The organism is Candidatus Sphingomonas colombiensis (genome assembly GCA_029202845.1).
In the GTDB taxonomy this organism is placed as follows: domain Bacteria; phylum Pseudomonadota; class Alphaproteobacteria; order Sphingomonadales; family Sphingomonadaceae; genus Sphingomonas; species Sphingomonas colombiensis.
This window is the reverse complement of record CP119315.1, coordinates 1255523-1280189: the sequence shown is the minus strand read 5'-3', so window position 1 is coordinate 1280189 and position 24667 is coordinate 1255523. Positions and strand designations below refer to the sequence as shown.

The 24667-nt window shown below is 65.8% G+C and carries 26 protein-coding genes; 10 read left to right on the top strand and 16 right to left on the bottom strand.

Annotation, left to right across the window (positions count from 1 at the left end):
- Positions 1–12: 12 nt before the first annotated feature.
- Positions 13–1803, bottom strand: a complete 1791-nt coding sequence (pabB, locus tag P0Y64_06030; GenBank protein ID WEK44986.1) for an aminodeoxychorismate synthase component I — start codon at positions 1801–1803, stop codon at positions 13–15.
- Positions 1804–1895: 92 nt separating this feature from the next.
- Between pabB and P0Y64_06025 the strand changes: the two genes are divergently transcribed.
- Positions 1896–2558: an MBL fold metallo-hydrolase gene (locus P0Y64_06025; GenBank protein ID WEK44363.1), complete on the top strand. Its 663-nt coding sequence runs from the start codon at positions 1896–1898 to the stop codon at positions 2556–2558.
- A gap of 97 nt (positions 2559–2655) precedes the next feature.
- Here the strand turns inward: P0Y64_06025 and rpoZ are convergent, their stop codons facing one another.
- A complete protein-coding gene (gene rpoZ, locus P0Y64_06020; GenBank protein WEK44362.1) occupies positions 2656–3000 on the bottom strand; it encodes a DNA-directed RNA polymerase subunit omega in 345 nt (114 codons plus the stop codon).
- 118 nt (positions 3001–3118) lie between these two features.
- Between rpoZ and P0Y64_06015 the strand changes: the two genes are divergently transcribed.
- Complete coding sequence (locus tag P0Y64_06015; protein ID WEK44985.1) at positions 3119–4264, top strand: phosphatidylserine/phosphatidylglycerophosphate/cardiolipin synthase family protein; 1146 nt, start codon at positions 3119–3121, stop codon at positions 4262–4264.
- Between the two features lie 133 nt (positions 4265–4397).
- On the opposite strand, the gene P0Y64_06010 is transcribed toward P0Y64_06015, so the two are convergent.
- Positions 4398–5018: a methyltransferase domain-containing protein gene (locus P0Y64_06010; GenBank protein WEK44361.1), complete on the bottom strand. Its 621-nt coding sequence runs from the start codon at positions 5016–5018 to the stop codon at positions 4398–4400.
- A gap of 132 nt (positions 5019–5150) precedes the next feature.
- On the opposite strand from P0Y64_06010, the gene P0Y64_06005 reads away from it, so the two are divergent.
- Complete coding sequence (locus P0Y64_06005; GenBank protein WEK44360.1) at positions 5151–5486, top strand: antibiotic biosynthesis monooxygenase; 336 nt, start codon at positions 5151–5153, stop codon at positions 5484–5486.
- On the top strand, positions 5483–6799 hold the full coding sequence (locus P0Y64_06000; protein ID WEK44359.1) for an MFS transporter: 1317 nt from the start codon (positions 5483–5485) through the stop codon (positions 6797–6799). The genes P0Y64_06005 and P0Y64_06000 overlap by 4 nt, the downstream gene beginning before the upstream one ends.
- 8 nt (positions 6800–6807) lie before the next feature.
- Here the strand turns inward: P0Y64_06000 and P0Y64_05995 are convergent, their stop codons facing one another.
- Complete coding sequence (locus P0Y64_05995; GenBank protein ID WEK44358.1) at positions 6808–9099, bottom strand: CDC48 family AAA ATPase; 2292 nt, start codon at positions 9097–9099, stop codon at positions 6808–6810.
- Between the two features lie 323 nt (positions 9100–9422).
- Between P0Y64_05995 and P0Y64_05990 the strand changes: the two genes are divergently transcribed.
- The gene (locus tag P0Y64_05990) at positions 9423–10316 is read left to right on the top strand and encodes a LysR substrate-binding domain-containing protein (protein ID WEK44357.1); all 894 of its coding nucleotides are present in this window, start codon (positions 9423–9425) and stop codon (positions 10314–10316) included.
- A gap of 97 nt (positions 10317–10413) precedes the next feature.
- Here the strand turns inward: P0Y64_05990 and P0Y64_05985 are convergent, their stop codons facing one another.
- Positions 10414–10869, bottom strand: a complete 456-nt coding sequence (locus tag P0Y64_05985; GenBank protein ID WEK44356.1) for a peptidylprolyl isomerase — start codon at positions 10867–10869, stop codon at positions 10414–10416.
- A 143-nt stretch (positions 10870–11012) separates the two neighbouring features.
- Between P0Y64_05985 and mgtE the strand changes: the two genes are divergently transcribed.
- Positions 11013–12410: a magnesium transporter gene (gene mgtE / locus P0Y64_05980; GenBank protein WEK44355.1), complete on the top strand. Its 1398-nt coding sequence runs from the start codon at positions 11013–11015 to the stop codon at positions 12408–12410.
- Positions 12411–12424: 14 nt separating this feature from the next.
- Complete coding sequence (locus tag P0Y64_05975) at positions 12425–12823, top strand: DUF1489 domain-containing protein (GenBank protein ID WEK44354.1); 399 nt, start codon at positions 12425–12427, stop codon at positions 12821–12823.
- Here P0Y64_05975 and P0Y64_05970 read toward each other — a convergent pair.
- The 4 genes from P0Y64_05970 to recQ all read right to left on the bottom strand — a co-directional run bounded on the left by P0Y64_05970 (position 12718) and on the right by recQ (position 16424).
- Positions 12718–13698, bottom strand: a complete 981-nt coding sequence (locus P0Y64_05970; GenBank protein WEK44353.1) for a sterol desaturase family protein — start codon at positions 13696–13698, stop codon at positions 12718–12720. The genes P0Y64_05975 and P0Y64_05970 overlap by 106 nt on opposite strands.
- 13 nt (positions 13699–13711) lie before the next feature.
- The gene (locus tag P0Y64_05965) at positions 13712–14107 is read right to left on the bottom strand and encodes a hypothetical protein (GenBank protein WEK44352.1); all 396 of its coding nucleotides are present in this window, start codon (positions 14105–14107) and stop codon (positions 13712–13714) included.
- 16 nt (positions 14108–14123) lie between these two features.
- Positions 14124–14558, bottom strand: a complete 435-nt coding sequence (locus P0Y64_05960) for a TIGR01244 family sulfur transferase (protein ID WEK44351.1) — start codon at positions 14556–14558, stop codon at positions 14124–14126.
- A 105-nt stretch (positions 14559–14663) separates the two neighbouring features.
- Positions 14664–16424 (bottom strand): DNA helicase RecQ, encoded by a 1761-nt coding sequence (recQ, locus tag P0Y64_05955; GenBank protein WEK44350.1) that lies wholly within the window; start codon positions 16422–16424, stop codon positions 14664–14666.
- Between the two features lie 49 nt (positions 16425–16473).
- On the opposite strand from recQ, the gene P0Y64_05950 reads away from it, so the two are divergent.
- The gene (locus P0Y64_05950; protein ID WEK44349.1) at positions 16474–16746 is read left to right on the top strand and encodes a GNAT family N-acetyltransferase; all 273 of its coding nucleotides are present in this window, start codon (positions 16474–16476) and stop codon (positions 16744–16746) included.
- Between the two features lie 9 nt (positions 16747–16755).
- Here the strand turns inward: P0Y64_05950 and P0Y64_05945 are convergent, their stop codons facing one another.
- A complete protein-coding gene (locus P0Y64_05945) occupies positions 16756–18576 on the bottom strand; it encodes an ABC transporter ATP-binding protein/permease (protein WEK44348.1) in 1821 nt (606 codons plus the stop codon).
- A gap of 184 nt (positions 18577–18760) precedes the next feature.
- On the opposite strand from P0Y64_05945, the gene P0Y64_05940 reads away from it, so the two are divergent.
- Positions 18761–18991, top strand: coding sequence for a hypothetical protein (locus P0Y64_05940; GenBank protein ID WEK44347.1), 231 nt, complete (start codon positions 18761–18763; stop codon positions 18989–18991).
- Between the two features lie 4 nt (positions 18992–18995).
- On the opposite strand, the gene ubiG is transcribed toward P0Y64_05940, so the two are convergent.
- Entirely contained in the window at positions 18996–19751 is a 756-nt protein-coding gene (gene ubiG / locus P0Y64_05935) for a bifunctional 2-polyprenyl-6-hydroxyphenol methylase/3-demethylubiquinol 3-O-methyltransferase UbiG (protein ID WEK44346.1), read from the bottom strand.
- 57 nt (positions 19752–19808) lie between these two features.
- Here ubiG and P0Y64_05930 point away from each other — a divergent pair, with 57 nt between their 5' ends.
- Positions 19809–21068 carry an aspartate kinase gene (locus tag P0Y64_05930; protein WEK44345.1) on the top strand — a complete coding sequence of 420 codons (1260 nt, stop codon included), beginning with the start codon at positions 19809–19811 and terminating at the stop codon, positions 21066–21068.
- A 21-nt stretch (positions 21069–21089) separates the two neighbouring features.
- Here P0Y64_05930 and P0Y64_05925 read toward each other — a convergent pair whose 3' ends face one another.
- The 5 genes from P0Y64_05925 to P0Y64_05905 form a co-directional block, all read right to left on the bottom strand.
- Positions 21090–21797 (bottom strand): DUF2807 domain-containing protein, encoded by a 708-nt coding sequence (locus P0Y64_05925; GenBank protein WEK44344.1) that lies wholly within the window; start codon positions 21795–21797, stop codon positions 21090–21092.
- A 45-nt stretch (positions 21798–21842) separates the two neighbouring features.
- Positions 21843–22568 (bottom strand): DUF2807 domain-containing protein, encoded by a 726-nt coding sequence (locus tag P0Y64_05920; GenBank protein WEK44343.1) that lies wholly within the window; start codon positions 22566–22568, stop codon positions 21843–21845.
- Between the two features lie 58 nt (positions 22569–22626).
- A complete protein-coding gene (locus P0Y64_05915; GenBank protein WEK44342.1) occupies positions 22627–23370 on the bottom strand; it encodes a DUF2807 domain-containing protein in 744 nt (247 codons plus the stop codon).
- Positions 23371–23488: 118 nt separating this feature from the next.
- Entirely contained in the window at positions 23489–24022 is a 534-nt protein-coding gene (locus P0Y64_05910) for a CarD family transcriptional regulator (protein WEK44341.1), read from the bottom strand.
- A 274-nt stretch (positions 24023–24296) separates the two neighbouring features.
- Positions 24297–24638 (bottom strand): ferredoxin family protein, encoded by a 342-nt coding sequence (locus P0Y64_05905; GenBank protein WEK44340.1) that lies wholly within the window; start codon positions 24636–24638, stop codon positions 24297–24299.
- Positions 24639–24667 lie beyond the last annotated feature (29 nt).

The following is a 24667-nucleotide window of genomic DNA, read 5'->3' as shown; positions in this document are numbered from 1 at the left end:
ATGTCGCGCGGCCTATAGCGGTCGTGACTTCGATTTCGCAACTGCAACAACCGCCGGCATCAATCCACGCAGCGCATTTCCGATCAGAAAGCCGTCTGAAAGGTCGGCGGCCGAGAGATCGCCCTCCACCGCACGGCCCTGTTCGATCAGCGCGGCGCGCAGGATTCCGGGCAACAATCCCCGTGTCAGTGGTGGCGTGACGAGTTGGCCGTCGCGTTCGACGAAGATCGTCGTGAAACTGCCTTCGGTCAGGAAATTGTCCGGGCCCACGAACGCCACTTCGTCGGTGCCCGCCGCGATACGTGCATCGTCGTAGAAGGCGCGATCGCTCGTCTTGTGGCGCAGGCGAAAGTCGCGCGGCGCAACTGGCAGCGGGGTGACGGCGACCTGCATCGGTGTGGCGCGGGTAGGCGGCGCTGGGCTTACCTCAATCGCTATTCGCCCGGTGCGCGCGGCCAGCAGCCGCACTTTCGCGGGGTGGCGCAGACGAAAGGTCGCGGCCTGCAATTCGTTGCGCGCATCATGGCGATCGAAGGCGAAGCCGAACTCGTCCGCGCTCGCCTTCATCCGCGCGAGATGCTGCTCGACCATCGCTACGCCGGCCTCGGGATCGAAGGCCATCGTCTCAATCAGGTCGAAGTGGCGCGAATCGTGGGTCAAAAATGCTCCCTTCGCCAGCGCTTCATCCCATTCGGCACCGGCGCGGGAATCGGCGACAATTCCCCCGCCCAGCCCGATAGTGGCGCGGCTAATACCCTCATTTACGAGTGTTTCATCGACTAGCAAGGTGCGGATCGCGACGTTGAACTGCGCGGCATCGAGCGTGTCGATGTGCCCGATCGCGCCGGTATATGGCCCGCGCGGCGATCCGCGTTCCACCTCGCCGATCACCTGCATCGCGCGCACTTTGGGCGCTCCGGTGATCGAGCCGCACGGGAACAGCGCGGCCAGCACGTCGATCGCGTCGCGCCCCACGTCGAGCGCGGCGGTGATGGTGGAGGTCATCTGATGGACGGTGGGATAATGTTCGACCGCAAATAGAGCGGGCACCTTCACGCTGCCGGGCATGGCGACGCGCGACAGATCGTTGCGCATCAGATCGACGATCATCAGATTTTCGGCGCGCTGCTTTTCGTCTGCCGCCAGTTCCGCCGCCGCCGCAGCGTCCAGCGCCGGATCGCCCGTGCGCCGCGCGGTGCCCTTCATCGGGCGGCAGGTGATTTGCCCGTCGGTAAGATCGAAGAACAATTCGGGCGAGAAGGAGAGCAGGGTCTCGCGGCCCGTGGCGACCACCGCGCCCCACCCCGCCGCCGCCCGCGCCCGCACCGCGGCGTAAATGGCAAGCGGATCGCCGGAGAACGGCACCTGCGCGCGGAAGGTGAGATTTGCCTGATAGATGTCGCCGGCCGCGATCAGCGCCTGCACGCGCGCGATCATCGCGTCATAATCGGCACGGGATACTTCGGGTTCGGGCGCGCCGATCCATGCGCCGGCGGGATCGGGCAGCAAGGCCAGCGGGTCGGCGAGTTCGGTGAAGCCGTCGAACAGCCCGAACCACAGTAGCGGAGTGGGCGAGGCGATGGCCGGGCCTGCCCCCGGCTCCAGCGCATGGCCCGCCTCATAGGACAGGAACCCCGCCGCCTGCCGCCCCGCCGCGACGGCTGTGCGCAAAGCGCCCAGCGCGCCTGCCACCGCCTGGGGCGTCCGCGCCTCGATCACCGCGGCAGGCGCGCGATAGAGCCGCGCGGGCGCCCCACCGGTACGCGCGTCGTCCAGCAGGACAAAGGGGGCGGTCGCCAGCATCGCGCGGGTGATGCCCGTCGCGTCGCCTTGCGGCAAGGGCGCGGCGCGGGCTAGGGATCGAACTATCCCGCCTGCCGGAAAGGATTGTTTGAATGACCGAACCCGCGCTGCGCGCGATGATCGTGCCGGTCACCGCGATCGAGCAGAATTGCACGATCATCTGGTGCACCAAGACGATGAAGGCGGCCGTGATCGATCCCGGCGGCGATATCCCGCGCATTCAGGCCGCGATCGCGCAAGCGGGCGTGACGGTGGAGAAGGTGCTGCTCACCCACGGTCATATCGATCATGCGGGCGAGGCCAAGCCGTTCGCGGAGGCATTCGGCGTGGCGATCGAAGGGCCGCATGAGGATGATCGCTTCTGGCTCGCGCGGCTGGGCGACGATGGGCGCAACTGGGGCATTCGCGGCGTACCGTTTGAGCCGGATCGCTGGCTGGACGACGGCGATACGGTGACGGTCGGCGAGCTGACGCTGGATGTCTATCATACGCCGGGGCACACCGCCGGGCATGTGATCTTCCACCATGCGCCGTCGAAGCTCGCGCAGGTCGGCGACGTGCTGTTCCAGGGCTCGGTCGGGCGCACTGATCTGCCGCAGGGCGATCATCAGCAACTGATCAAGTCGATCGTCACCAAGCTGTGGCCACTGGGCGACGACACCACTTTCATTCCCGGCCACGGCAAGGCCAGCACCTTCGGGCATGAGCGGCAGTGGAACATGTTCGTCAGCGACGAGGCACTATCAGCGGCGTGAGGTGATCCGCACCGGCCCCGTAACAAAACAAAAAAGCCGCGACTGCCGATGAGGCGGTCGCGGCTTTTTTTGATCGGGCCGTCAGTGAAAGCTGAAATCAGCCCTCGTAATCGGCGCCGAGATTCTGGTTGCGCGGCGGTGCGGCGGCGGTGAGGCGCAGCGCCTCTGCCGACGCGGCCAGGCTGCCGACGGCATCCGCCTCGTCCTCATCGTCGATCTGCACGCGCTGCAGGCTGGCGACGAGCGATTCCTCGAGCCCGCCGGGCAGCACCGTCTGTTCGGCGATCTCGCGCAGCGCGACCACCGGGTTTTTATCGCGATCGCGATCGATCGTCAGTTCCGCGCCGCCCGATACCTGCCGGGCGCGCTGCGCCGCGAGCAGAACCAGATCGAAGCGGTTCGGGATTTTATCGACGCAATCCTCGACCGTCACGCGCGCCATGGACGCTTTCCTTCGCAAATTTACCGCTGGATGAAGGCGCGCGATCTAGGTGCTGACAGCCGCGAAGTCAAGAAAAGCGCGCTTGTCGCTTCGCCGGCATCCGGCCAACAGTGGTGCGATGGAGACGCTGACCGTCGACGGCAACCGCCTGACGCTGATTACCGAGGGGCCGGCGCGGCTCGACGCGCTCGTCGCGTTGATCGATGGCGCGCGGGCTACGCTGCGCATCCTCTATTACATTTACGCCGACGACGAATCGGGGCGACGCGTCAATGCGGCGCTGATGGCCGCCGCCACGCGTGGCGTGCAGGTTACGCTGATCGTCGACGGTTTCGGCAGCGAGGCGACCGGGCGCGAGCACTTTTTCGATCCGCTCGCGGCGGCAGGGATCTCGGTCTGCTGGTTTATGCCGCGCTTTGGCCGGCGATATCTGTTGCGCAATCACCAGAAGCTCGCGCTGGCGGATGAGGCTCGCATCCTGATCGGCGGGTTCAACGTCGCCAACGACTATTTCGCTACCGCCAGCGAAGATGCGTGGCGCGATCTGGGGTTGCTGGTGGATGGCCCGGCAGCGGGGCGGATCGCCCCCTATTTCGATGCGCTGCATGAATGGGTGCGTCGCCCCGACGCGCCGACGCGGCATCTGGGCAAGACGCTGGCGCAATGGAGCGAGCCGACCGGCGCGGTGCGCTGGCTGATCGGCGGGCCGACGCGGCGCCTCTCGCCCTGGGCTCGCGCCGTGCGCCACGATATGCGCGGCGCCCGGCGGATCGATATCATTGCGGGTTATTTCACGCCGAGCCCGACGATGTTGCGCCGGCTGGATCGCGCGGGGCGTCGCGGTGAGAATGTGCGGATCGTCACCGCATCCCGATCGGACAATAATGCGACGATCGCCGCCGCGCGCTTCACCTATCGCGGGCTGCTGAAGCAGGGCGTGCGGATATTCGAATATGCGCCGTCGAAGCTGCACACGAAACTATATGCGATCGACGATGCGGTGCATGTCGGCAGCGCGAATTTCGACATGCGCAGCCTGTTCATCAATCTGGAGCTGATGCTCAGGATCGAGGATGTCGCCTTCGCGGCGCAGGTTCGCCGCTATATCGATGGTGAGGTGGCGCAATCGAGCGAGATCACGCCGACGGGCTATCGCGCCGCGACCGGCTGGTGGCAGCGGATCAAGCAGTTCATCGCCTATCTGATCGTCGGCGTTGCGGACCCGACGCTTTCACGCGGGCTGAATTTCGGGATCGATGATTGAGGTCTGGAGCCGACGATGGCGAAGCCCACATCGTCGGACGGGTTCCGCCGTGCCGATCCGCCGGCCGGGCAGGGAATTGCGCCGCCGAACACCGCGCGCCGCCGCGTCGCGGGGCGACGCGGCTATTCCTTGCCTATTCCCCGTCTTTCCAGGCCCAGTAGAGCTGTGCCGGGGGCACATTCCACCATTCCATGCCGTGATCGATTCGCGGGAAATGCGGCGCGACGAAATCGCGCACCTTCGGGCTGAACTGATAGACCAGAAAAGCGCCGCCGGGACGGATCACGCGCTGCGTCGCGGCCGCGATCTCCGGGCCTACGCCGGTCGGCAGGGTGGAGAAGGGCAGGCCGGAAAGCACGTAATCGGCCTTTTCATGGCCGTGGCTCGCGACGATCGATTCGACATCCGCTGCCGAGCCCAGAACGGGCACGAAACGCGAATCGCCGATCGTGTGGCGCAGATAGTTGATGAAATCCGGATTGGTGTCGATCGCGAGCAAGGTCGCGTCGGGCGCCATTTTCTCCAGAATGGGGCGGCAAAAGGTGCCGACGCCGGGGCCATATTCGACGAACAGCTTGCATTGCTGCCAATCGACGGGCCCGAGCATCTTCTCGATCAGCTTGTCCGAGGATGGGATGATCGATCCCACCATCACCGGATGCTTGAGAAAGCCCTGGAAGAACATCTGCCAAGGGCCCGGAACGCCCGCGGGGCGGGACCGCGCGCGGCGGACGGCACTGGTCGAACTGGGCATCGAGGCTATGTCACTCCCGGACGTGGAGGTGGGCGGTATCTCGCCCCGTCGCACATCTGCCAAACGCTGGGCAAGCGCTATCGGTTGCAAGGGTGGGGTTGCGTCCTTGCCGCAAGCGCTTAAGCGAGCAGGATGCACGACGGACCGAGCGTGGAGAGAGCGGGGCAGGTGGCGGTGATTTTCATCTCGCAACGCACCGCCGCCGATGGGGAAGGATATGCCGCGGCCGCGGCGGCGATGGACGCGCTCGCCGCAGAGCAGCCGGGCTATCGCGGGATAGATAGCGCGCGTGACGCGGAAGGTTTCGGCATCACCATTTCCTATTGGGCGACCGAGGCGGATGCGCATGCGTGGCGCGATCAGCCGGATCACGCGGCGATTCGGGCGCGAGGGCGGGCGGACTGGTATCAAAGCTATCGGGTGATCGTGACGCGGGTCGAGCGCGGTTATGATTGGATGCGCCCGTGACGCGCGGCTTCGATCGGCGCTTCACATTATTGTTTCTCGTCATGCTGACGATCGCGGCGGGGAATACCGCGCTGCAATCGGTGCTGCCCGCGCTGGGGCGCTCGATGGGGGTGAAGGACAGCGCGGTGGCGGCGGCCTTTTCGGTTTCCGCGCTGCTGTGGGTGATCGCCGCGCCCTTCTGGGCCAATCGCTCCGATCGGCAGGGGCGACGTGCGATGGTGCTGCTCGGCGTCGGCGGCTTCACCATCAGCCTTGGGCTGTGTGGACTGTTTCTCGCAGCGGGAATCAACGGCTGGATCAGCGGCACAGCCGCCTTCGGGCTCTTCATCGTCGGGCGGCTGATCTACGGCACGTTCGGGTCGGCCGCACCGCCGGCGGTGCAGGCAATGGTCGCCGGCAACACGACGCGGGAGGAGCGCACCCGCGCGCTCACCCTGCTCGCCTCCGCCTTCGGTCTGGGCACGATCCTCGGCCCGGCGATCGCGCCATACCTCCTCCTCGGACGATTCGGCTCGTTCGAAGTCGGGCTGGCGGGGCCGGCTTTCATCTTTGCCGCGTTCGGGCTCGCGATGTTCGTCACCGTGCGGCGAGTGCTGGAAGACGATCGCAACATTGCGGCCGGGGTCTATGGCGCGGCGACGGCCTATCCCTCGATCGGCGGCCAGCCGACCGGCGCGAGCGTGCGCGCCGCGACGGAACCGCGTGGGGAGGAGGTGAAATTCACCGATCCGCGTATCCGCGGCTGGCTGATCGCGGGGCTGGTTTCGGGCCATGCGCAGGCGATGACCGGGCAGGCGATCGGTTTTCTGGTGATCGATCGACTGAATCTGGTGCCCGCGCTGGCGCTGCAGCCAACCGGGATCGTGCTGATGATGGGCGCGGGCGCATCACTGCTCGCGCAATGGGGCATCATTCCTATCCTGAACCTCGCGCCGCGCGCGCTGATGTTGACGGGGCTGGTGGTGGCAGCGGCGGGCACGGCGCTCACCGGGCTGGCGACATCGCTTTACGGCATTGCCACCGCTTATGCGCTGGCAAGCCTTGGGTTCGGCTTCATTCGCCCCGGCTTCACCGCCGGATCGAGTCTCGCAGTCGGGCAAGAGTCGCAAGGCTCGGTCGCGGGCAAGGTGACGAGCATCAACGGCGCGAGCTTCATCCTGGGGCCGTCGATCGGCGTCGGCCTGTATGAGCTATATCACCCATTGCCCTATCTGACCGCGGGCGCGGCGTGCCTGTTGCTGCTGAGCTATTGCTGGTTCCGGTTGAAGGATCAGTCGGCCGACACGAATGAAGAGTTCGCGCCGGCCGACTGAACGGCGAATCAACCGCCCTTGGGCCCATGCGGCAACAACTGGCCGGGCATGACGAAGCCGATCGATTGCGGGGCGTGCGCCTCCTGTTTGAGCCTGGCGGCGATCTCGGCATATTCGCGCTCAAGCTCGGGTGTCACGCTGGCGCGCGATTCCTTCAGTGCCGCGCGGAAATGCGCCATCGTCACTGCCGGCGCATCGATCGATTCGCGCAGCGCGATCAGGCCGGCGCGGCGCACCACGTCCTCCAGATCCGCGCCGGTGAAGCGATCCGTGTCCGCCGCGACGGCATCGAGATCGACATCGGCCGCCAGCGGCATCTTCTGCGTCTGGATCGCGAGGATGCGCCGCCGCCCGGGGCGATCGGGCACGCCGACATAGATCAGTTCGTCGAACCGGCCCGGCCGGAGCAGCGCCGGGTCGATCAGATTGGGCCGATTGGTCGCGCCGATCACGACGACGGACTGAAGCTCCTCCAGCCCGTCCATCTCGGCGAGGATGGTGTTGACCACGCGCTCGGTCACCTGTGGCTCGCCAAGCCCGCCGCCACGCATGGGCACAAGGCTGTCGAGCTCGTCGATGAAGATCACCGTCGGCGCCACCTGCCGCGCGCGCTGGAACAGCCGCGCGATCTGCTGCTCGCTCTCGCCATACCATTTGCTCAGCAGGTCGCTTGACTTGGTGGCGATGAAATTCGCCTCCGCCTCGCGCGCGACCGCTTTAGCGAGCAAGGTCTTGCCGGTGCCGGGCGGGCCATAGAGCAGGAAGCCCTTGGCCGGGCGGATGCCGAGCCGGCGGAAGGCATCGGGGTCCTTGAGCGGCAGCTCGACGCCCTCCTTCAGCCGCATCTGTGCGTCGTCCAGTCCGCCGATATCGGCCCAGCGCACGGTCGGCGCCTGCACCATCACCTCGCGCATCGCCGACGGCTGGACGCGTTTTAGCGCATCCATGAAGTCATCACGCTTCACCGCCAGCGTATCCAGCACTTCCGCCGGAATGGTGCGCTCCTCCAGATTGAGTTTCGGCATGATCCGCCGCACCGCTTCGATCGCGGCCTCACGGGTGAGCGCGGCGAGATCGGCACCGACGAACCCGAAGGTGGTCCGCGCCAGTTCGTCGAGGCTGACATTATGTTCGAGCGGCATCCCGCGCGTGTGGATGCCAAGGATTTCGCGGCGCCCGCGTTCATCGGGCACGCCGACCACGATCTCGCGATCGAAGCGGCCGGGGCGGCGCAATGCTTCGTCCAGCGCCTCCGGCCGGTTGGTCGCGGCGATCACGACGAGGTTGGCGCGCGCTTCCAGCCCGTCCATCAGCGTAAGGAGCTGCGCGACGACGCGCTTCTCCGCCTCGCCCGAAACCTGCCCGCGCTTGGGCGCGATCGAGTCGATTTCGTCGATGAACACGATCGACGGTGCATTCTTGGCCGCTTCCTCGAACACGGTACGCAGCCGTTGCTCGCTCTCGCCATAAGCGGAGCCCATGATCTCCGGGCCGTTGATCAGGAAGAATTGCGCGTCGCTTTCATTGGCGACCGCGCGCGCGAGGCGTGTCTTGCCGGTGCCGGGCGGCCCGTGGAGCAGCACGCCTTTGGGCGGCTCGACACCCAGCCGTTCGAACAATTCCGGATAGCGCAGCGGCAGCTCGACCATTTCGCGCAACTGATCGATCGTCGCGGCCATGCCGCCGATATCGTCGTAAGTGACGTCGGCGCGCCGCGCGGCGCCGGGCTCCTGATATTCCGGGCGCAGCTCCACCTCGGTATTCTCGTCGATATGGACGATGCCCTTGGGTGAGGCGGACACTACGACCAGTCGGATTTCCTGAAGCGCATAGGCTGGCGCATTAACGAACTGCGCCATGTTCGGCGGCATATTCTGCACGCGCTGATGCCCGGCGGTCGCTACCACATCGCCCTGGCAGAGCGGGCGATGAAAAAAAGTTCTTTTCAGCGCATTGGCGGAGCCCTGCAGCCTCAGATTTTCCTGTGCCGGCGCGAAGGTTACGCGCGTCGCCGGCTTCGATTCGGCGCGGCGCACCTCGACGAAATCGCCCGAGCCGAGCCCGGCATTGGCGCGCTGGAGCCCGTCGATGCGGATGATTTCCAGTCCCTCATCCTCGGCATAGGGGCCGATGGCGCGTGCCGGGGTCGATCTCTTGCCGACGATTTCCACCACGTCGCCGTCCGTGATGCCTGCCGCGGCCATGAAGGCACGCGGAAGGTGCGCAATGCCGCGCCCCGAATCCTCTGGCCGCGCATTGGCAACCTGTAACTTGTGCACCGCGTCACCACCATCTGCCACTATCCGCCCTCCATACCGCTTCGCTTTGGAAGATAGAAACGCACGGCGCGGGTTTCGAGATGCGTGATGTTTCGCGGGGCGTCCCGATGGAGCCGCGTGATATAGTGCAGGCGCAAAAAAAGGGCCGATCGTGAAGACCGGCCCGTGAAAGTTTTTAGGAGAGGATGCCTGAAAGGCCCGCCCTATTTGCGCCGCGAAGGCTTATTGTGCAAGTGCGAAATAAATTGATGCTCTTGCAATTTTTGCAATCGTGATGCGGGCGCGCTTGCCTTGGCGTGTGCAGAAAGTGCATGATGCGGCGCACAAGAAATGAGTGAGAATCCATGCGCCGGCTGCCACCCCTGACCGCGATTGAGGCATTCGTCGCCGTCGCCCGGCTCGGCTCGGTTAAGGCGGGCGCGCAGGAACTTGCGCTGTCCGCGCCGGCGCTCAGCCGACGGGTTCAGACGCTCGAACGCTTCATCGGCCGCCCGCTGTTCGATCGGCGCCACCAGTCGATGGTTCCGAACATGGATGGCGAGCGATTGCTGGCGCAGATCGCGCCGGTGCTCGATCAACTATCCGATTCGCTCGCCGGGCTGACCAGTGCGGCGGAGGTGGTGCGGCTGCGGCTTGGGGTGATGCCGCTGTTCGCGTCGCAGCGGCTGTTTCCGCATTTGGGCGAATTGCGCGCCAAACATCCCGAACTGCATCTCGATATCGATACGGCCGGACATGCGCTGACCCGGCTCGGCGAGGGGCTGGACGCGGTGATCGCGCTGGCGCGCGAAGTCGATCCGACGCTCTATTCCCGCCGGCTCGATCGTAACATGGTCTATGCGATCGGCGCGCGCGCGCTGGTGGAGGGGCCGAACCCGATCAAGCGGCCCGAACAGCTCGCCGATCTGTCGGTGCTGATCCACCGCGACATGCCCGACACCTATTCGACCTGGCGCCACGCGGCCGGCCTACCGGAGATCGATCCGGTGGCGATAGACCATTTCGATTCGGGCGCGTTGATGCTGGAGGCGGCGGCGCAGGGACTGGGCGTCGCCTTCATGCTCGAAAGCCATTTCGAGGATGCGAACGATCCGCGCCTCGTGCGGCTGTTCGGCGATATCGAGGTGGAGAGCCCGTACAGCTATTGGCTCGTCTGCCGCCCGCGTGCGCTTCAGCTGAAACAGGTGCGGCTGTTCCGCGACTGGTTGCTCGCCACGCTGCGGCAAGAGGGCGTGTAGCGCGCCCGTCTGGGGAGATGCGGTGAGGCCGCCCGCTCCTTCCCGCCTGCCAATCAGTCATTGGCCGACAGGTGAAGGAGCGGACGGTATCGTCAGATTATTCCGCGCGCATCTGCACGATCTTGCCGGGCTCGCGCGGCGGCTCGCCCTTGGGCAGCGCGTCGATATGCTCCATGCCCGACGTCACCTCGCCCCACACGGTATATTGGTTGTCGAGGAAGCGTGCGTCGTCGAAGCAGATGAAGAACTGCGAATTGGCGCTGTCCGGATTGTTGGTGCGCGCCATCGAGCACACGCCACGGACGTGCGGCTCGCGGTTGAATTCCTGCTTCAGATCCGGGAGGTCCGAACCGTGCATGCCGGTGCCGGTGGGATCGCCGCCCTGCGCCATGAAGCCGGGGATCACGCGGTGGAAAACCACGCCGTCGTAAAAGCCCTGATTGGCGAGCGTCGCGATGCGCTCAACGTGATTCGGGGCGAGATCGGGGCGCAGCTTGATCGTCACGTCGCCGTCAGCGAGCGTCATCGTCAGCGTATTGAAGGTATCGGCCATGGTCGGCTCCTGGTTCCGAGGAAGTCGGCGCCCTACCGCTGGCGGATCGTCATGGCAAATCGTCCGCGCGTGGGTTGTCGATCTTCGGCCATGGCCATATCAGTCGCCGAACGAGGCGCGCGATACTGGAAGGAGGCGAAGCGATGAGCGACACCGAACTTCAGGTCGCGGATGACGGAAGCCAGCTCGACGCCGATGACCGGCTGAAGCCCGAATTCGTCGATGCCGTACTCGATGCGGTCGAGGTCGGCGACGCGGAGGCGGCGCGCGCGCTGGTCGAGCCGCTCCACCCCGCCGACATCGCCGATCTGTTCGAACTGACGCCGGAGGATCGCCGCGCCGCGCTCGCTCGCGCAATCGCCGATCTGCTCGATGGCGACGTCTTCGCGGAGATGAACGATTACGTCCGCGAGGAACTGCTCGACACGCTCGACGCGCGGCAGGTGGCGGACATTGCGTCGGAACTCGATACTGACGACGCGGTCGCCATCATCGAGGATCTCGACGCGGACGAGCAGCGCGAGGTGTTGCGCGCGATGGAGCCCGACGATCGCGCCGCGATCGAAGAGGCACTGAGCTACCCTGAGGAATCCGCCGGCCGCCTGATGCAGCGCGAGCTGATCGCGGTGCCGGAACATTGGACGATCGGCGACACGATCGATTTCCTGCGCGGCCATGAGGAGCTGACGACCGATTTCTGGGAGGTGTTCGTCGTCGATCCGTCGCATCGCCCGGTCGGGACGGTGGCGCTGTCGTGGATCCTGCGCACCCCGCGCGGAATCGCGATGTCGGACGTGATGCAGCGCGAGCAGACGCTGATCCCGGTCGATATGGATCAGGAGGAAGTGGCGCTGCGCTTCCAGAAATACGCGTTGATCTCCGCAGCGGTGGTTGATGGCAGCGGGCGGCTGGTCGGCATGATCACCGTCGATGACGTGGTCCACATCATCCAGGAAGAGGCGGGCGAGGATACGCTGAAGCTCGCCGGCGCGGGCGACGGCGACATCAACGAGCCGCTCACCGTTACGGTGCGCACGCGTGTGGCGTGGCTGATCGTCAATCTCGGCGCGACGATGCTGTCGGCCTCGGTGGTCGGCCTGTTTCAGGGCGAGATCGCGCGATTTGCGCTGCTCGCCGCGCTGATGCCGATCGTCTCCGCCCTCGGCGGCAATGCCGGGACGCAGACGCTGGCGGTGGTCGTCCGCGCGCTCGCCACCAATCAGCTCACCAGCTCCAACACGATGCGGATGCTGTTCCGCGAATTCCGTGTCGCGATCTTCAACGGCGCGGCATTGGGCGCGGTGGGCGCGGCGGGCAGCTATCTCATCCTCGGCAATGCCGGCCTGTCGGCTGTGTTCGCGCTGGCGATGATCATCACCAGCATCGTCGCCGGGCTGGTCGGCGTGATCGTGCCGGTCGCGCTCGACAAGGCGAAGGTCGATCCGGCGGTGTCGTCTGCGGTGTTCGTCACGACCTTCACCGATGTGATGGGCTTCTTCTCGTTCCTCGGCCTCGCCACCTTGTGGGGGCTGGGGAGGTAAACCACATCTCCGTCATGCTTCATCTCACCAAGGTCGCATTCGGTGCCAGCGGGGTCGAGGATCTCGCCGAGCGCTTGCGGATGCGCGGCGAGCTGGGGCCGGTGTTCCTGACGACACGCTATCTGCCCAAGCGGCATGAGGAGATCGCGGGGCAGGGATCTCTGTTCTGGATCATCAAGCATGCGCTGGTCGCGCGATCGCCGATCCTGTCCTTTGGAGAGGCGGAGGGCGGGCGCGTCGCGATCCACCTCGATCCGGTGCTGCGGCTGACCCATGCGCGCCCGAAACGCGCGCATCAGGGTTGGCGCTATCTGGAGGCGAGTGACGCGCCGGCCGACCTGTCGGATGGCGAGGGCGCGGCGGTGCTGCCCTCCGCGCTGGCCGGGCGGCTCGCGGAACTCGGGCTCATCTGACGCGCGAGCCAGGCGGCTTTCAGCGTCTCGCTGGTGTCGCGGCTATTGTCGTGGCTCCAGCCGGGTGGTCGCCAGATATAGCCGAGTTTCGCGCGCCACGGCGCACGCCACACGTCGCGCGCGATCCCGATCCACTCATGGGTCGCGGCCCATAACAGGTTGAATGAGCCGAGCTGGTGGACGATGCCGTAACGCGGTCGTTCCTCGTCCAGCTCCGGCTCGAACGTGCCGAACATCCTGTCCCACACGATGAACACCCCGGCATAGTTGCGATCGAGATAGCGCGGGTTGGTCGCGTGGTGGACGCGATGATGCGATGGCGTGTTCATCACCGCCTCGAACCAGCGCGGCATCCGCCCGATCACCTCGGTATGAATCCAGAATTGATAGACGAGGTTCACCGCGCCGACGAAGAAGATCATCGCGGGCGGAAAGCCGATCAGGAACAGCGGCAGCCGGAACAGGAAGGCGATGCTGAAGAAGCCCGTCCACGTCTGTCTGAGCGCGGTGGAGAGATTATAATGCTGTGAGCTGTGGTGGATGACATGGCTCGCCCAAAACCAGCGCACACGATGGGCGGAGCGGTGGAACACGTAATAGGCAAGATCGTCCAGCACGAAAGCGATGACGAACCAATACCATTGCCAGCCGATGTCGAAGAGCCGGAACCGCCACACCCACATCGCCAATGCGAAGACGGCGCCGGCGGTGATCACTCCTGCCACCGTGCTGCCGAGCCCGAGCATCAGGCTGGTCAGCGTGTCGCGCGGCTCGTAGCGACTGCGATCACGGTAGTGCGCGACGACCATCTCGACCAGCACGAGCAGGACGAACGCGGGGACGGCAAGGTTCACGGGATCGGGTAGCTGCGGCACGATGCCGATGAGCTTACACTCGTGTCAGTTGCGGCGCCAGCCTGCGCACGTCGAGCGCGTCGACCCCCAGCAGCGTCACCGCGCCGAAGCGCCGCTCGCGGGTTTCGACGAGCATGCCGCCGGGGGTGGCGCGCACGGCATCCCATTCGATCACCCGTGCGGCGATCCGTGCGCCATGCGTCTTTAGCACGACCACGCGGCGATCCTCGCCAAACACCAGCGCGGCACGGCCGTCCGCCCCGATCACCGCCGACACGCCGACGAAGCCTGCCACCGCCTCATCGGCGGCGCGGAGCGCATCGGCTTCCTCGACCAGCATTCGCTGCGTCGGCCCAAGCCGCAGCAACGTGGCAGCGCCGCCCAATGCCAGCACCGCCGCGAGCGAGCCGCCGAGCACCAGCCAGTTCATCGCGGCCAACCCTGGCTCAGCCGCGTTTCGCCACTGCATCCATCAGCGGACGCAGGTTGGTGAGATCATAGCCCGCGCCGGCGCCCTTGGCAGTCAGTTCATCCCCGTCACCGCCAAGTTGCGCCTGCGCCAGCGCCCACAGGTTGCATGAGCGCGTGCCGGAGCGGCAGTAAGCGAGCACCGGGCCGCCGGCACCGGCCAGCGCCTCGATCATCGCGCTCACCTGCGGCTGGGAGAAGCCGGCATGGGTGATCGGGATCGCGGTATAAGCAAGGCCGGCGTCCTCCGCCGCGGCGCGGATCGCGTCGCCCGGCGGTTGCGCTGCCTCTTCGCCGTCGGGGCGGTTGTTGACGATCGCGACGAATCCGGCCGCCTTGATCGCGGCGATATCCGTCGGCGCGATCTGTGGCGCGACGGAAATGGTGGCGTCGATGGGGCGGATATCGAGCATGATCGGAACCTCGGGCTTTTCCACTTGTGTGGGGCGGTGCGGACACCGCCGTGGATTCTGCGAATCCCTAGCGCAGCCCATCGCAGGTTTGAACCGGGTCGGCGATCAGTTTTCGTGGATAACCTGCAGGAAGGCGTCGCCATAAGCGTCGAGCTTGCGTTGCCCGATGCCCGCGATCCGCGCCATCTGCGCCAGCGAGGCGGGGCGCGCGGCGGCCATTTCGCGCAGCACCGAATCGTGGAAGATCACATAGGGTGGCACCTGGCCTTCGCGCGCGAGATCGCGGCGTTTCTCGCGCAGTGCCTCGAACAACGGGTCACCGACAGGGTTCTCGACCGTCTCACCCTTGCGGCGGCGTTCGCGTTTCGGCGGAAGAATCAGCGCCAGTTCTTCCTCGCCCTTCAGGATAGCGCGCGCGGCGGGGCCGAATTCCAGCCCGCCATGCGGATTGGTGCGCAGCGCATCGCGCACCTGCAGCGCGCGGCCGACCGGCTTCAGCAGTGCGGTTTCCTCGGTGTCGACGATACCCCAGACGGAAAGGGCCTCATGTCCGCTCATCAGGCTGCGCTCGGTCGATTTGCCGGTCAGCACCTGCTCGACATAGGTTGAGCCGAACATCTGCCCGGTGCGAAACACCGCCGAGAGATATTTGCGCGCCGTCTCTGTCGCGTCGACCGCCTTGGGCGGGGACAGGCAATTGTCGCAATTGCCGCAGGCGGCGGGGGCATCCTCGCCGAAATGCTTGAGCAGGATGCGGCGACGGCAACCCGCCGTTTCCACCAGCGCGCCGAGCGCGTTCAAGCGAACCCGCTCGCCCTGCTGGCGATGCTGCTCCACCTCGGCGGTGCGCTGGCGGGCGCGGGCGAAATCCTCCGCACCCCAGAACAGATGCGCCACCGCCGGATCGCCGTCGCGGCCCGCACGGCCGGTTTCCTGATAATAAGCCTCGATCGACTTGGGCAGCCCGGCATGGGCGACGAAGCGCACGTCGGGCTTGTCGATCCCCATGCCGAAAGCGACCGTGGCGCAGATCACCATATCCTCGGATGCGACGAACGCGGCCTGATTGGCGGCGCGGACGCCCGGTTCCAGCCCGGCATGATAGGCGCGCACCGGGCGCCCGGTGACGGCCAGCGCCTCCGCCAGCCGCTCCGTGCCCGCGCGCGTCTGCGCATAGACGATCCCGGGGCCGGGCGTCGCGCGGACAAGGTCGACGATCTGCCGCGTGGTATTGTCGCGCGGCGCGATCGCGTAGCGAATGTTCGGCCGGTCGAACCCCGCGACGATCATCCCGTCATGTGGGATGCCAAGCTGATCGAGGATGTCGGCGCGGGTATGCGCGTCTGCGGTGGCGGTCAGCGCGAGCCGGGGAACCTCCGGAAAGGTATCGAGCAAGGGACGCAGCAGGCGATAGTCCGGGCGGAAATCATGCCCCCATTCGCTGACGCAATGCGCCTCGTCGATCGCGAACAAGGCGATGCGACCGCGTTGGAGCAGCTCACGGAAATCGGCGGTCGAGGCGCGCTCCGGCGCGATATAGAGCAGATCCAGCTCGCCATCGAGGAAGCGCCCACGCGTTTCGGCGCGATTCTCGTCAACGCTGGTCAGCGTCGCGGCGCGGATCCCGACAGCTTCGGCCGCGCGGAGCTGATCGTGCATCAGCGCGATCAGCGGGGACACGACGACGCACGTCCCCTCGAACATCACCGCCGGCAATTGATAACACAGGGATTTTCCCGCGCCGGTCGGCATCACCGCCAGCGTATTCTCCCCCGCCAGCACGCGGCCGACGACATCGCTCTGGACGCCGCGAAAGCCCGGAAAGCCGAAGACACGCTGAAGAACGGAAACGGGATCGGCAACCATGATCCGCGCGCTATAGCGGCACCAAACCGGGTTCGGGAAAGGACTTTCGATGGAAATCGTGCGTGACAATAAGGCGGAGCAGGAATTCGAGCTGGATGTGGACGGCCATCGCGCGCTTGCCGCCTATCAGCTTGAGGGCAATCGCATCGTCTTCACGCACACGCTGGTGCCAAAGCCGCTGGAGGGGCGAGGCGTGGCATCGCGGCTGATTCGCGCTGCACTGGACAGCGCCCGCGATCAGGGGCTGAAGGTGGTGCCGCAATGTCCGTTCGTGCGCGCCTATATCCAGCGGCACGACGCATATCGCGATCTGCTGGCCTGAGCGCGCGGGTTATTCCGCCGCCAGTGCCTCCTGTCGCTCTTTCGCCTGCCGCATCCACATTTCGGCATAGAGGCCGTCGCGGGCGAGGAGCTGGGCATGCGTGCCCTGTTCGACGATCCGGCCGCCCTCCAGCACGACGATCCGATCGGCATGGACGACGGTGGACAGGCGGTGGGCGATAACGATCGTGGTGCGGCCGCGCTCGATCGCCTCCAGCGTCGCCATGATCTCAGCCTCGGTGCGGCTGTCGAGCGCGCTGGTCGCTTCGTCGAGGATCAGGATCGGCGGGTTCTTGAGCAAGGTGCGCGCGATCGCGACGCGCTGCTTCTCACCGCCGGACAGTTTCAGCCCGCGCTCGCCGACGCGGGTTTCATAATGGTCCGGCTGGCGATCGATGAAATCGGCGATCGCGGCACCGCGCGCCGCCGCCACGATCTCCGCCTCGGCGGCGCCTTCGCGGCCATAGGCGATGTTGTAGCCGATCGTATCGTTGAACAGCACGGTATCCTGCGGCACGATGCCGATCGCGGCGCGCAATGACGCCTGTGTCACCTGCGCGATATCCTGCCCGTCGATCGTCACCCGGCCGCCGGTGAGGTCGTAAAAGCGATAGAGCAGCCGCGCGAGCGTCGATTTGCCCGCGCCCGAGGGGCCGACCACCGCGACGGTGGAGCCGGCGGGCACGTCGAGATCGATGCCCTTCAATATGTCGCGGCCCGGTTCATAACCGAAGCGCACGTCCTCGAACCGCAGATGACCGCTCATCACTTCGAGCGGCAGCGCGCCCGGGGCATCGACCACCTCGGCCGGCGTATCGACCAGATCGAACATCGCGCCCATGTCGATCACGCCCTGCCGGATCGTGCGATAGACCATGCCGAGCAGGTCGAGCGGGCGGAAGAGCTGTGACAGCAACGTCGAGACCAGCACGATATTGCCGGCGGTGAACTTGCCCTGCCCCCAGCCGAGCACGACCCACGCCATGCCGGCGGCGAGCATCAGATTGGTGATCAGCGCCTGTCCGATGTTGAGCCACGCGAGGCTGTTTTCCGATTTCACCGCCGCTTTGGCATAAGCGGTCATCGCCGCTTCGTAGCGATTGCGCTCGCGCGCTTCGGCACCGAAATATTTCACCGTCTCGAAATTGAGCAGCGAATCGACCGCATGGGCCACGGCGCCGGTATCGAGATCGTTCATCCGCGCGCGCAACGCCGAGCGCCAATCGGTCACCATGCGGGTGAACCAGATATAGATCGCGACCATCGCCAGCGTCGCCGCGACGAGCGGCCAGCCGAACTTCGTCCAGAAGATGCCGACGACCAGCCCTAGTTCCAGGATCGTCGGCGCGATGTTGAACAGCATGAAATAGAGCATCGTATCGATGCTCTTGGTGCCGCGTTCCACCACCTTGGTGACCGCGCCGGTGCGGCGTTCGAGGTGGAAACGCAGCGACAATTGGTGGAGATGCCCGAACACGCGCACCGCCAGCGTCCGCGTCGCCTCCTGCCCGACCTTTTCGAACACCGTGTTGCGCAGATTGTCGAACAGGGTGGTGCCGAACCGCGCGGCGGCATAGCCGATCGCCAGCAGCACGATGAGCGTTACCGGATCGCGCGATCCGGGAGCCATGCCGTCGACTACGCCCTGTAGCGCGAACGGCGCGCCATAGACCTGCACTAGCTTCGACAGCACGACCAGCGCCAGCGCCACCACGACGCGCACCCGAACCCCCGGCGCGTCGGACGGCCAGAGATAGGGGAGAAAACGTCGCAGCGTCGGCCACATCGGGCGGTCGGCGGTGGTGGCCGTGGTGGGATCGATCGGGGGCATGGGTGGACCGCATGTCAGAACGGAGAGCCACCGCGTCAATCCCCGTCGTGTCGACGCGGTTGTTTCATCGCACGCGTTCAAAGTGGATCGATCAGGCCGTCGGCGCCAAAACTCGTCTCATCGTGCTGATGGAACCTTTTGCCGCGCCGATCGATTCTCGCGGGAAGGAATGGAGGCGGTTGCAATGGGGCCCGTGTTCTTCGTGATGGCGATCCTGGGCTGCGGCGACGGGCAGGAGATGTGCACCGAGGTACGGGTCGAGCCGACGCGTTATGCGACGATCCAGCAATGCCAGGCGGCCGCACCCGCCGCGCTCACCCGCCACACCGATCTTTCCTTTCCGGTGATCAGCGCCGCGTGCCGCGCGAACGGGATGCAGGTGGCGGCGGAGGACGAGAAGCCTCCGCACGGCTGAGCGTTCAGGCCGATACGGCGGTTATGAAATAATCGAGCGTGGTGGATTCGCTGAGCGTAAAGCCGCGCGTCGGCGAAAAGGCGAGGCCGCGCACATCTTGCACCCGCATCCCCGCGTGTTCGAGCATCGCGGTGAGTTCTTCGGGCGTTACGAAACGATCCCAGTCATGCGTGCCACGCGGGATTCGCCCGGTGCCTTCCGCGACAGTGATCAGCGCGAGTTTCGACAGCGCGGTGCGGTTCGGCGTGGACATGATCAACACCCCGCCGGGCGCCACCGCCCGCGCGAGGCCAGAGGTGAATGCTTGTGGATCGGTGACATGCTCGATCACCTCCATGCAGGTGACGAGATCGAATGTCTCGCCCGCCACCGTCTCCACCCCGCCGACGCGATAATCGATCGCGAGGGGGCCGACGTGATCGCGCGCGGCCGCGATATTCTCCGGCGCCGCGTCGATCGCGGTGACCGTTCCGCCCAGCCGCGCGAGCGGCTCCGCGAGCAGCCCCGCGCCGCATCCGACGTCGAGCGCGCGCTTCCCCGCGAGCGGGGTGAAATTCGTGTCGTCACCATCCCAATGCGTGTCGATCCGCTCACGGATATAGGCGAGCCGGGGCGGGTTGAGCCGGTGGAGCATCGCCGAGGAGCCGTTCGGATCCCACCAGTCGGCGGCCATCGCACCGAAATGCGCAGCTTCGCGCGGATCGATCGATGAAGGTGCGGTTTCAGCGACAGTCGCTTTTGTTACGGTTGCTTCGGACATGCTCCCTTCCTATCAGGGCCGCCGTTTTCCCCCAAGGGAGGTTGGACGTAAGCGATAATGGCGCGCATCGTGATGAAGTTCGGCGGTACGTCGATGGCCGGGATCGAGCGCATCAGGAGCGTTGCCGCGCGCGTCAAACGCGAGGCTGATGCCGGCAACGAGGTTGCGGTGGTTGTTTCCGCCATGGCGGGCGAGACCGATCGGCTTGTCGGCTTCTGCCGTGAAGCCTCCCCGCTTTACGATCCGCGCGAATATGACGTCGTCGTCTCGGCGGGTGAGCAGGTGACGAGCGGATTGCTCGCGATCACGTTGCAGGCGATGGGCGTGAAGGCGCGCTCGTGGCTCGGCTGGCAATTGCCGATCCATACGTCCGACGCGTTCACCAAGGCGCGGATCGGCACGATCGACACCGACGAACTCGACAAGAGCCTGTCGGCCGGCGAAGTGGCGGTGATTCCCGGATTTCAGGGGGTCAGCGAGGGGCGGGTAACGACGCTCGGCCGTGGCGGCTCGGATACGTCGGCGGTCGCGGTGGCGGCGGCGATGAAGGCCGATCGTTGCGACATCTACACCGACGTGGATGGCGTTTACACCACCGATCCGCGCATCGTGCCGCGCGCACGCAAGCTCAACAAAGTGACGTATGAGGAAATGCTGGAGCTCGCCAGCGTCGGGGCCAAGGTGCTCCAGACGCGCTCGGTGGGGCTGGCAATGAAGGAAAAGGTCCGCGTTCAGGTGCTGTCGTCGTTCACCGGCGAAGATGCGCCGATGGCGGATACACTGCCCGGCACGATGATCGTGGGCGAAGAGGAGATCGACGACGTGGAACGCCAGCTCATCACCGGCATCGCCCATGACAAGAATGAGGCGAAGATCACGCTGACCAGCGTGCCGGACAAGCCCGGCGCGGTGGCGAGCATCTTCGAGCCGCTTGCCGAGGCGAACATCAACGTCGACATGATTATCCAGAATATCGCCCATGGTTCGGGGTCAACGGACGTTACCTTCACCGTGCCGTCGGCGGATCTCGCGCGCTCGATCGAAACGCTCAATCAGGGACGTGAGAAGATCGGCTTTGCCGAGCTGGTCCATGATCCGCGCGTCGCCAAGGTCTCGGTCGTCGGGGTGGGGATGCGCAGCCATGCCGGCGTCGCCTCGACGATGTTCACCACGCTCGGCGCGCGTGGCATCAACATCATGGCGATCACCACCAGCGAGATCAAAGTCTCGGTGCTGATCCATGAGGATGAGACCGAGCTTGCCGTGCGCGTGCTCCACACCGCTTACGGGCTGGATGCGCAGGACGACGCTGCCTGATATTTCGGATGGCGCCGGGCGTTATTTCCCGGTGCCGCAGACCACCGGGCCGTCGGAGACCGTCTTGACGGTGCATTTGGGGCTGCCGAGGACCGTCACCTTGCCGAGCCCGGTCGTGGTTACCTGCGCGGTATAGCGGGCGGTCGCGCGGGTTTCGCCGGTGCCGTCTAGGCGCACGGTCAGGTCGCTGGCGGTCAGCGCGGTGGCGTCGATCAAGCCGCCGCCGTTGCTCGCGAACCGCGCGCGATTGGCGCGACCGGCGAGCCGCATCGATCCCGTGCCGATCAGCGTGGCGTTGAGCAGATCCGCGCGAACCCCGTCGAGCGCGAGCGCACCGGCCCCGTTCACGCTGAGATCGAGGCGCTGCGCATCGATCTTGCTGGCGCTCACCTGCGCACCGGCGGTCAGCAGGATCGCATTGAGATGCGGGGTGGAGAGCGTGACGACCACCGGCGTCTGGCTCGCGGCGGCCTTGGGCATCTCGCCCCAGCCGCCGGAGCCCAGCCGCACCGCGAGCGTGGTTCCTTCCACTTTGAGATCGAGCCGCGCGAGCGTCGCCTCGCTCCCCTTCGCACTGGCGCGTGGTGAACCGCCCGCGACGATATGCACCTCGAACGGCCCATCGACGCGCAGCCGGTCATAGCTGCCAACGCTATAACTGCGCTCGGCGGCATAAGCGGGGGCGGCAAGGGCGAAAGCGACAATGGCGGTCGCGACGAACAATCTCATATGCCAAGCGTCGCGCGAAGCGGGGTGGCGCGCAAGCCCGGCGCGTCAGCCGCCGCAGCGCACCGAGCCGGAACCCGTCTTATGGGTTTCGCATTTCGCCTTCGGGCCGAGATCGATGTCGCTCGATCCCATTATGGAGACGGTCGCCGGGCCATTCACCGTCGCGCGCACATCGCCCGATCCGGCCACGTCCACCTTCGCGCTTTGGGCGACAAGGTTCCGGGCATCGACATCGCCCGATCCCGCGACGGAAATTTTCAACTGCCGCGCCGTGCCGCGATCGGTGGAGACTTTGCCCGAGCCCGATATCGAGAAGGCGGCATTGTCGACCGCGATCGCACCGATCTTCAGGTCGCCCGAGCCGGAAAGCGCGCCATCGAAACCGCTGCCCTCGATCCGATCGACCGCGAGGTTGCCCGAGCCGGACAGCGACGCGGCGGTAACACGCGGCATCGTGACGTAGATTTTCGCGCTGCCGGTGGATCCCCAACTGAACCCCGTCTTGCGGCCGACGCGCAGGGTTTGCCCGTCACGGACGACGCGCAATTTGTCGAGCACGCCCGGATCGCCATCTGCCCGCACGGAAAAGGCGCTGCCGACGCGCACGTCCATATCGTCCGGTCCCCGCAACTCGACGGCGGTGAAGTCATTCGCGGCGAAGGTGCGCGACGAACCCGATCCGTTGGGCGCGATCGATGGCTGCGAATCTTCGTCGTGAAGCCCGCCGCAGGCGGCTAGCGGGAGGAGCAGGGCGAGCGTAAGATAGCGCATATTAGACCTCATGTGTATTATTCATATAACACACATGAGGTCTAAACGCAAATGCGCGTCAGGCGCCGCAGCGCGCCTTTCCGCTGCCGACGCGGCTCACTGCGCAACGCGCGCGCGGGCCGAGATCGGCGTCGCCACTGCCGGCGATCGACACACGGGCATCACCGTCGACCTGCGCGCGGACCCCGCCCGAGCCGGCGATCGAGATATTGGCGCCGCGCGCGCGCAGCCGCTCACCCGCGAACCGGCCGGACCCGCCGATATTGACCTTGAGGTCGCGCGCGTCCCCGGCGGCGAGGATCGAGCCCGACCCACCGATCGAGCCGGTCAGCCGTCCGACCGCCAGATTGCCGAGCGTCAGCGAACCCGAGCCCCCGATCGCCGCGTCAAACTGTCCACCGGACACGCGATCGACCGTGATGTCACCGCTGCCGCCGATGCTCGCACCCTGAATGCGCGGCATCGTCACGACGAAGCGCACCGCGCGGAGCGCGCGCTCGTCACGCGCGCCGTTGCGGTAACGCTTCTCGATCTGGAGGGAATCGCCGTTGCGAGTGACGCGAATGTCGTCGAATGCCTCCGCCGGCCCGGTCGCGCGCACCGAAAAGGCGGGGCCGACGCGTACTTCGACCTGCGCCGGAAGCGCGAGCCCGACCGAGGTGAAGCCATCAACCGGATAAGCGAGAGTGGCGCCGTCATGGCGTGGCGCGATGCCCGGACCGCGATCGTCCCCCCATGGCGCGGCGGTGGCGGTTGCTGCGATCGCGGCAAGGGGAAGCAGGGCGAGCGACAGGTGGCGCATTTCATTCTCTCCTGGTGTGTTGTTTAATCAATACACCAGTTGATTACGCGCGTAAACGAAAAAGGAGCGGCCCCGCGAAGGACCGCTCCCTTTCAATCCATAGAGCGGATGGCGGCGATCAGGCCGGCACCTTCTCCTTGTTGTAGATCGCGGCGGCCTTGCGCAGGATTTCGAGGATCTTTTCCTGCGCGGCGCCTTCGTCGATCTGCTCCATTGCGGCCAGTTCGCGGGCGAGACGGCTCGTCGCGCCCTCGAAAATCTGACGCTCGGAATAGCTCTGCTCGGGCTGATCGTCGGCCCGGAACAGATCGCGGACCACCTCGGCGATCGACACGAGGTCGCCCGAGTTGATCTTCGCTTCATATTCCTGGGCGCGGCGCGACCACATGGTGCGCTTTACCTTGGGCTTGCCCTTCAGCGTCTCCATCGCTTCGCGCATCGTCTTGTCGGACGACAGCTTGCGCATGCCGACCGATTCCGCCTTGTTGGTGGGGACACGGAGCGTCATCCGCTCCTTTTCGAAGCGCAGCACATAGAGTTCGAGCTGCATCCCGGCGATTTCTTGTTTCTGCAGTTCGATGACCCTGCCAACCCCGTGCTTGGGGTAAACGACATAATCACCGACATCGAAATGCAGAGCCTTGGCAGCCATTTAGGGGCCTTTCGTCAGGATGGTTTCCCGTCACCCGAGGCGCGGTGTGAGCCACGTCGAGGAATCAGGCGGGAGGATATGGGTTGGACATCTCCGGCGGCCATGGGTTCGATTCCGGCCGTCGCGGACGTACATAGCACGCCTGTAATAAAATTGCCAGCATCACCATGGCAGTGATGCTGGCCTGTCTGGTTTTGGCGCGCGCCGATTCCGGCGCGCGAGGACTTTTCATCGGGCGAGACCGCCGCCAGCGGCCACCCGGCCGACGCGTGCGTTAGTCGCCCGCGCCCGGCTCAGCCGAGAAATATTTGTCGAATTTGCCCGTCTCGCCCTTGTGCTCATCGGCGTCGGCCGGGGTCTGTTCGCCCTTGCGGGTGACGTTGGGCCATTGCGCCGAGAAGGTGGTGTTGAGCTCAAGCCACTTTTCCAGCCCGCTTTCGGTGTCGGGCAGGATCGCTTCCGCCGGGCATTCCGGCTCGCACACGCCACAATCGATGCACTCGCTGGGATTGATGACGAGCATGTTCTCGCCTTCATAGAAACAGTCGACCGGGCAGACTTCGACGCAATCCATGTATTTGCAGCGGATGCAGGCGTCGGTGACGACGTAGGTCATTGCCGGTTTTCTCCCTCGGACGAACGAAT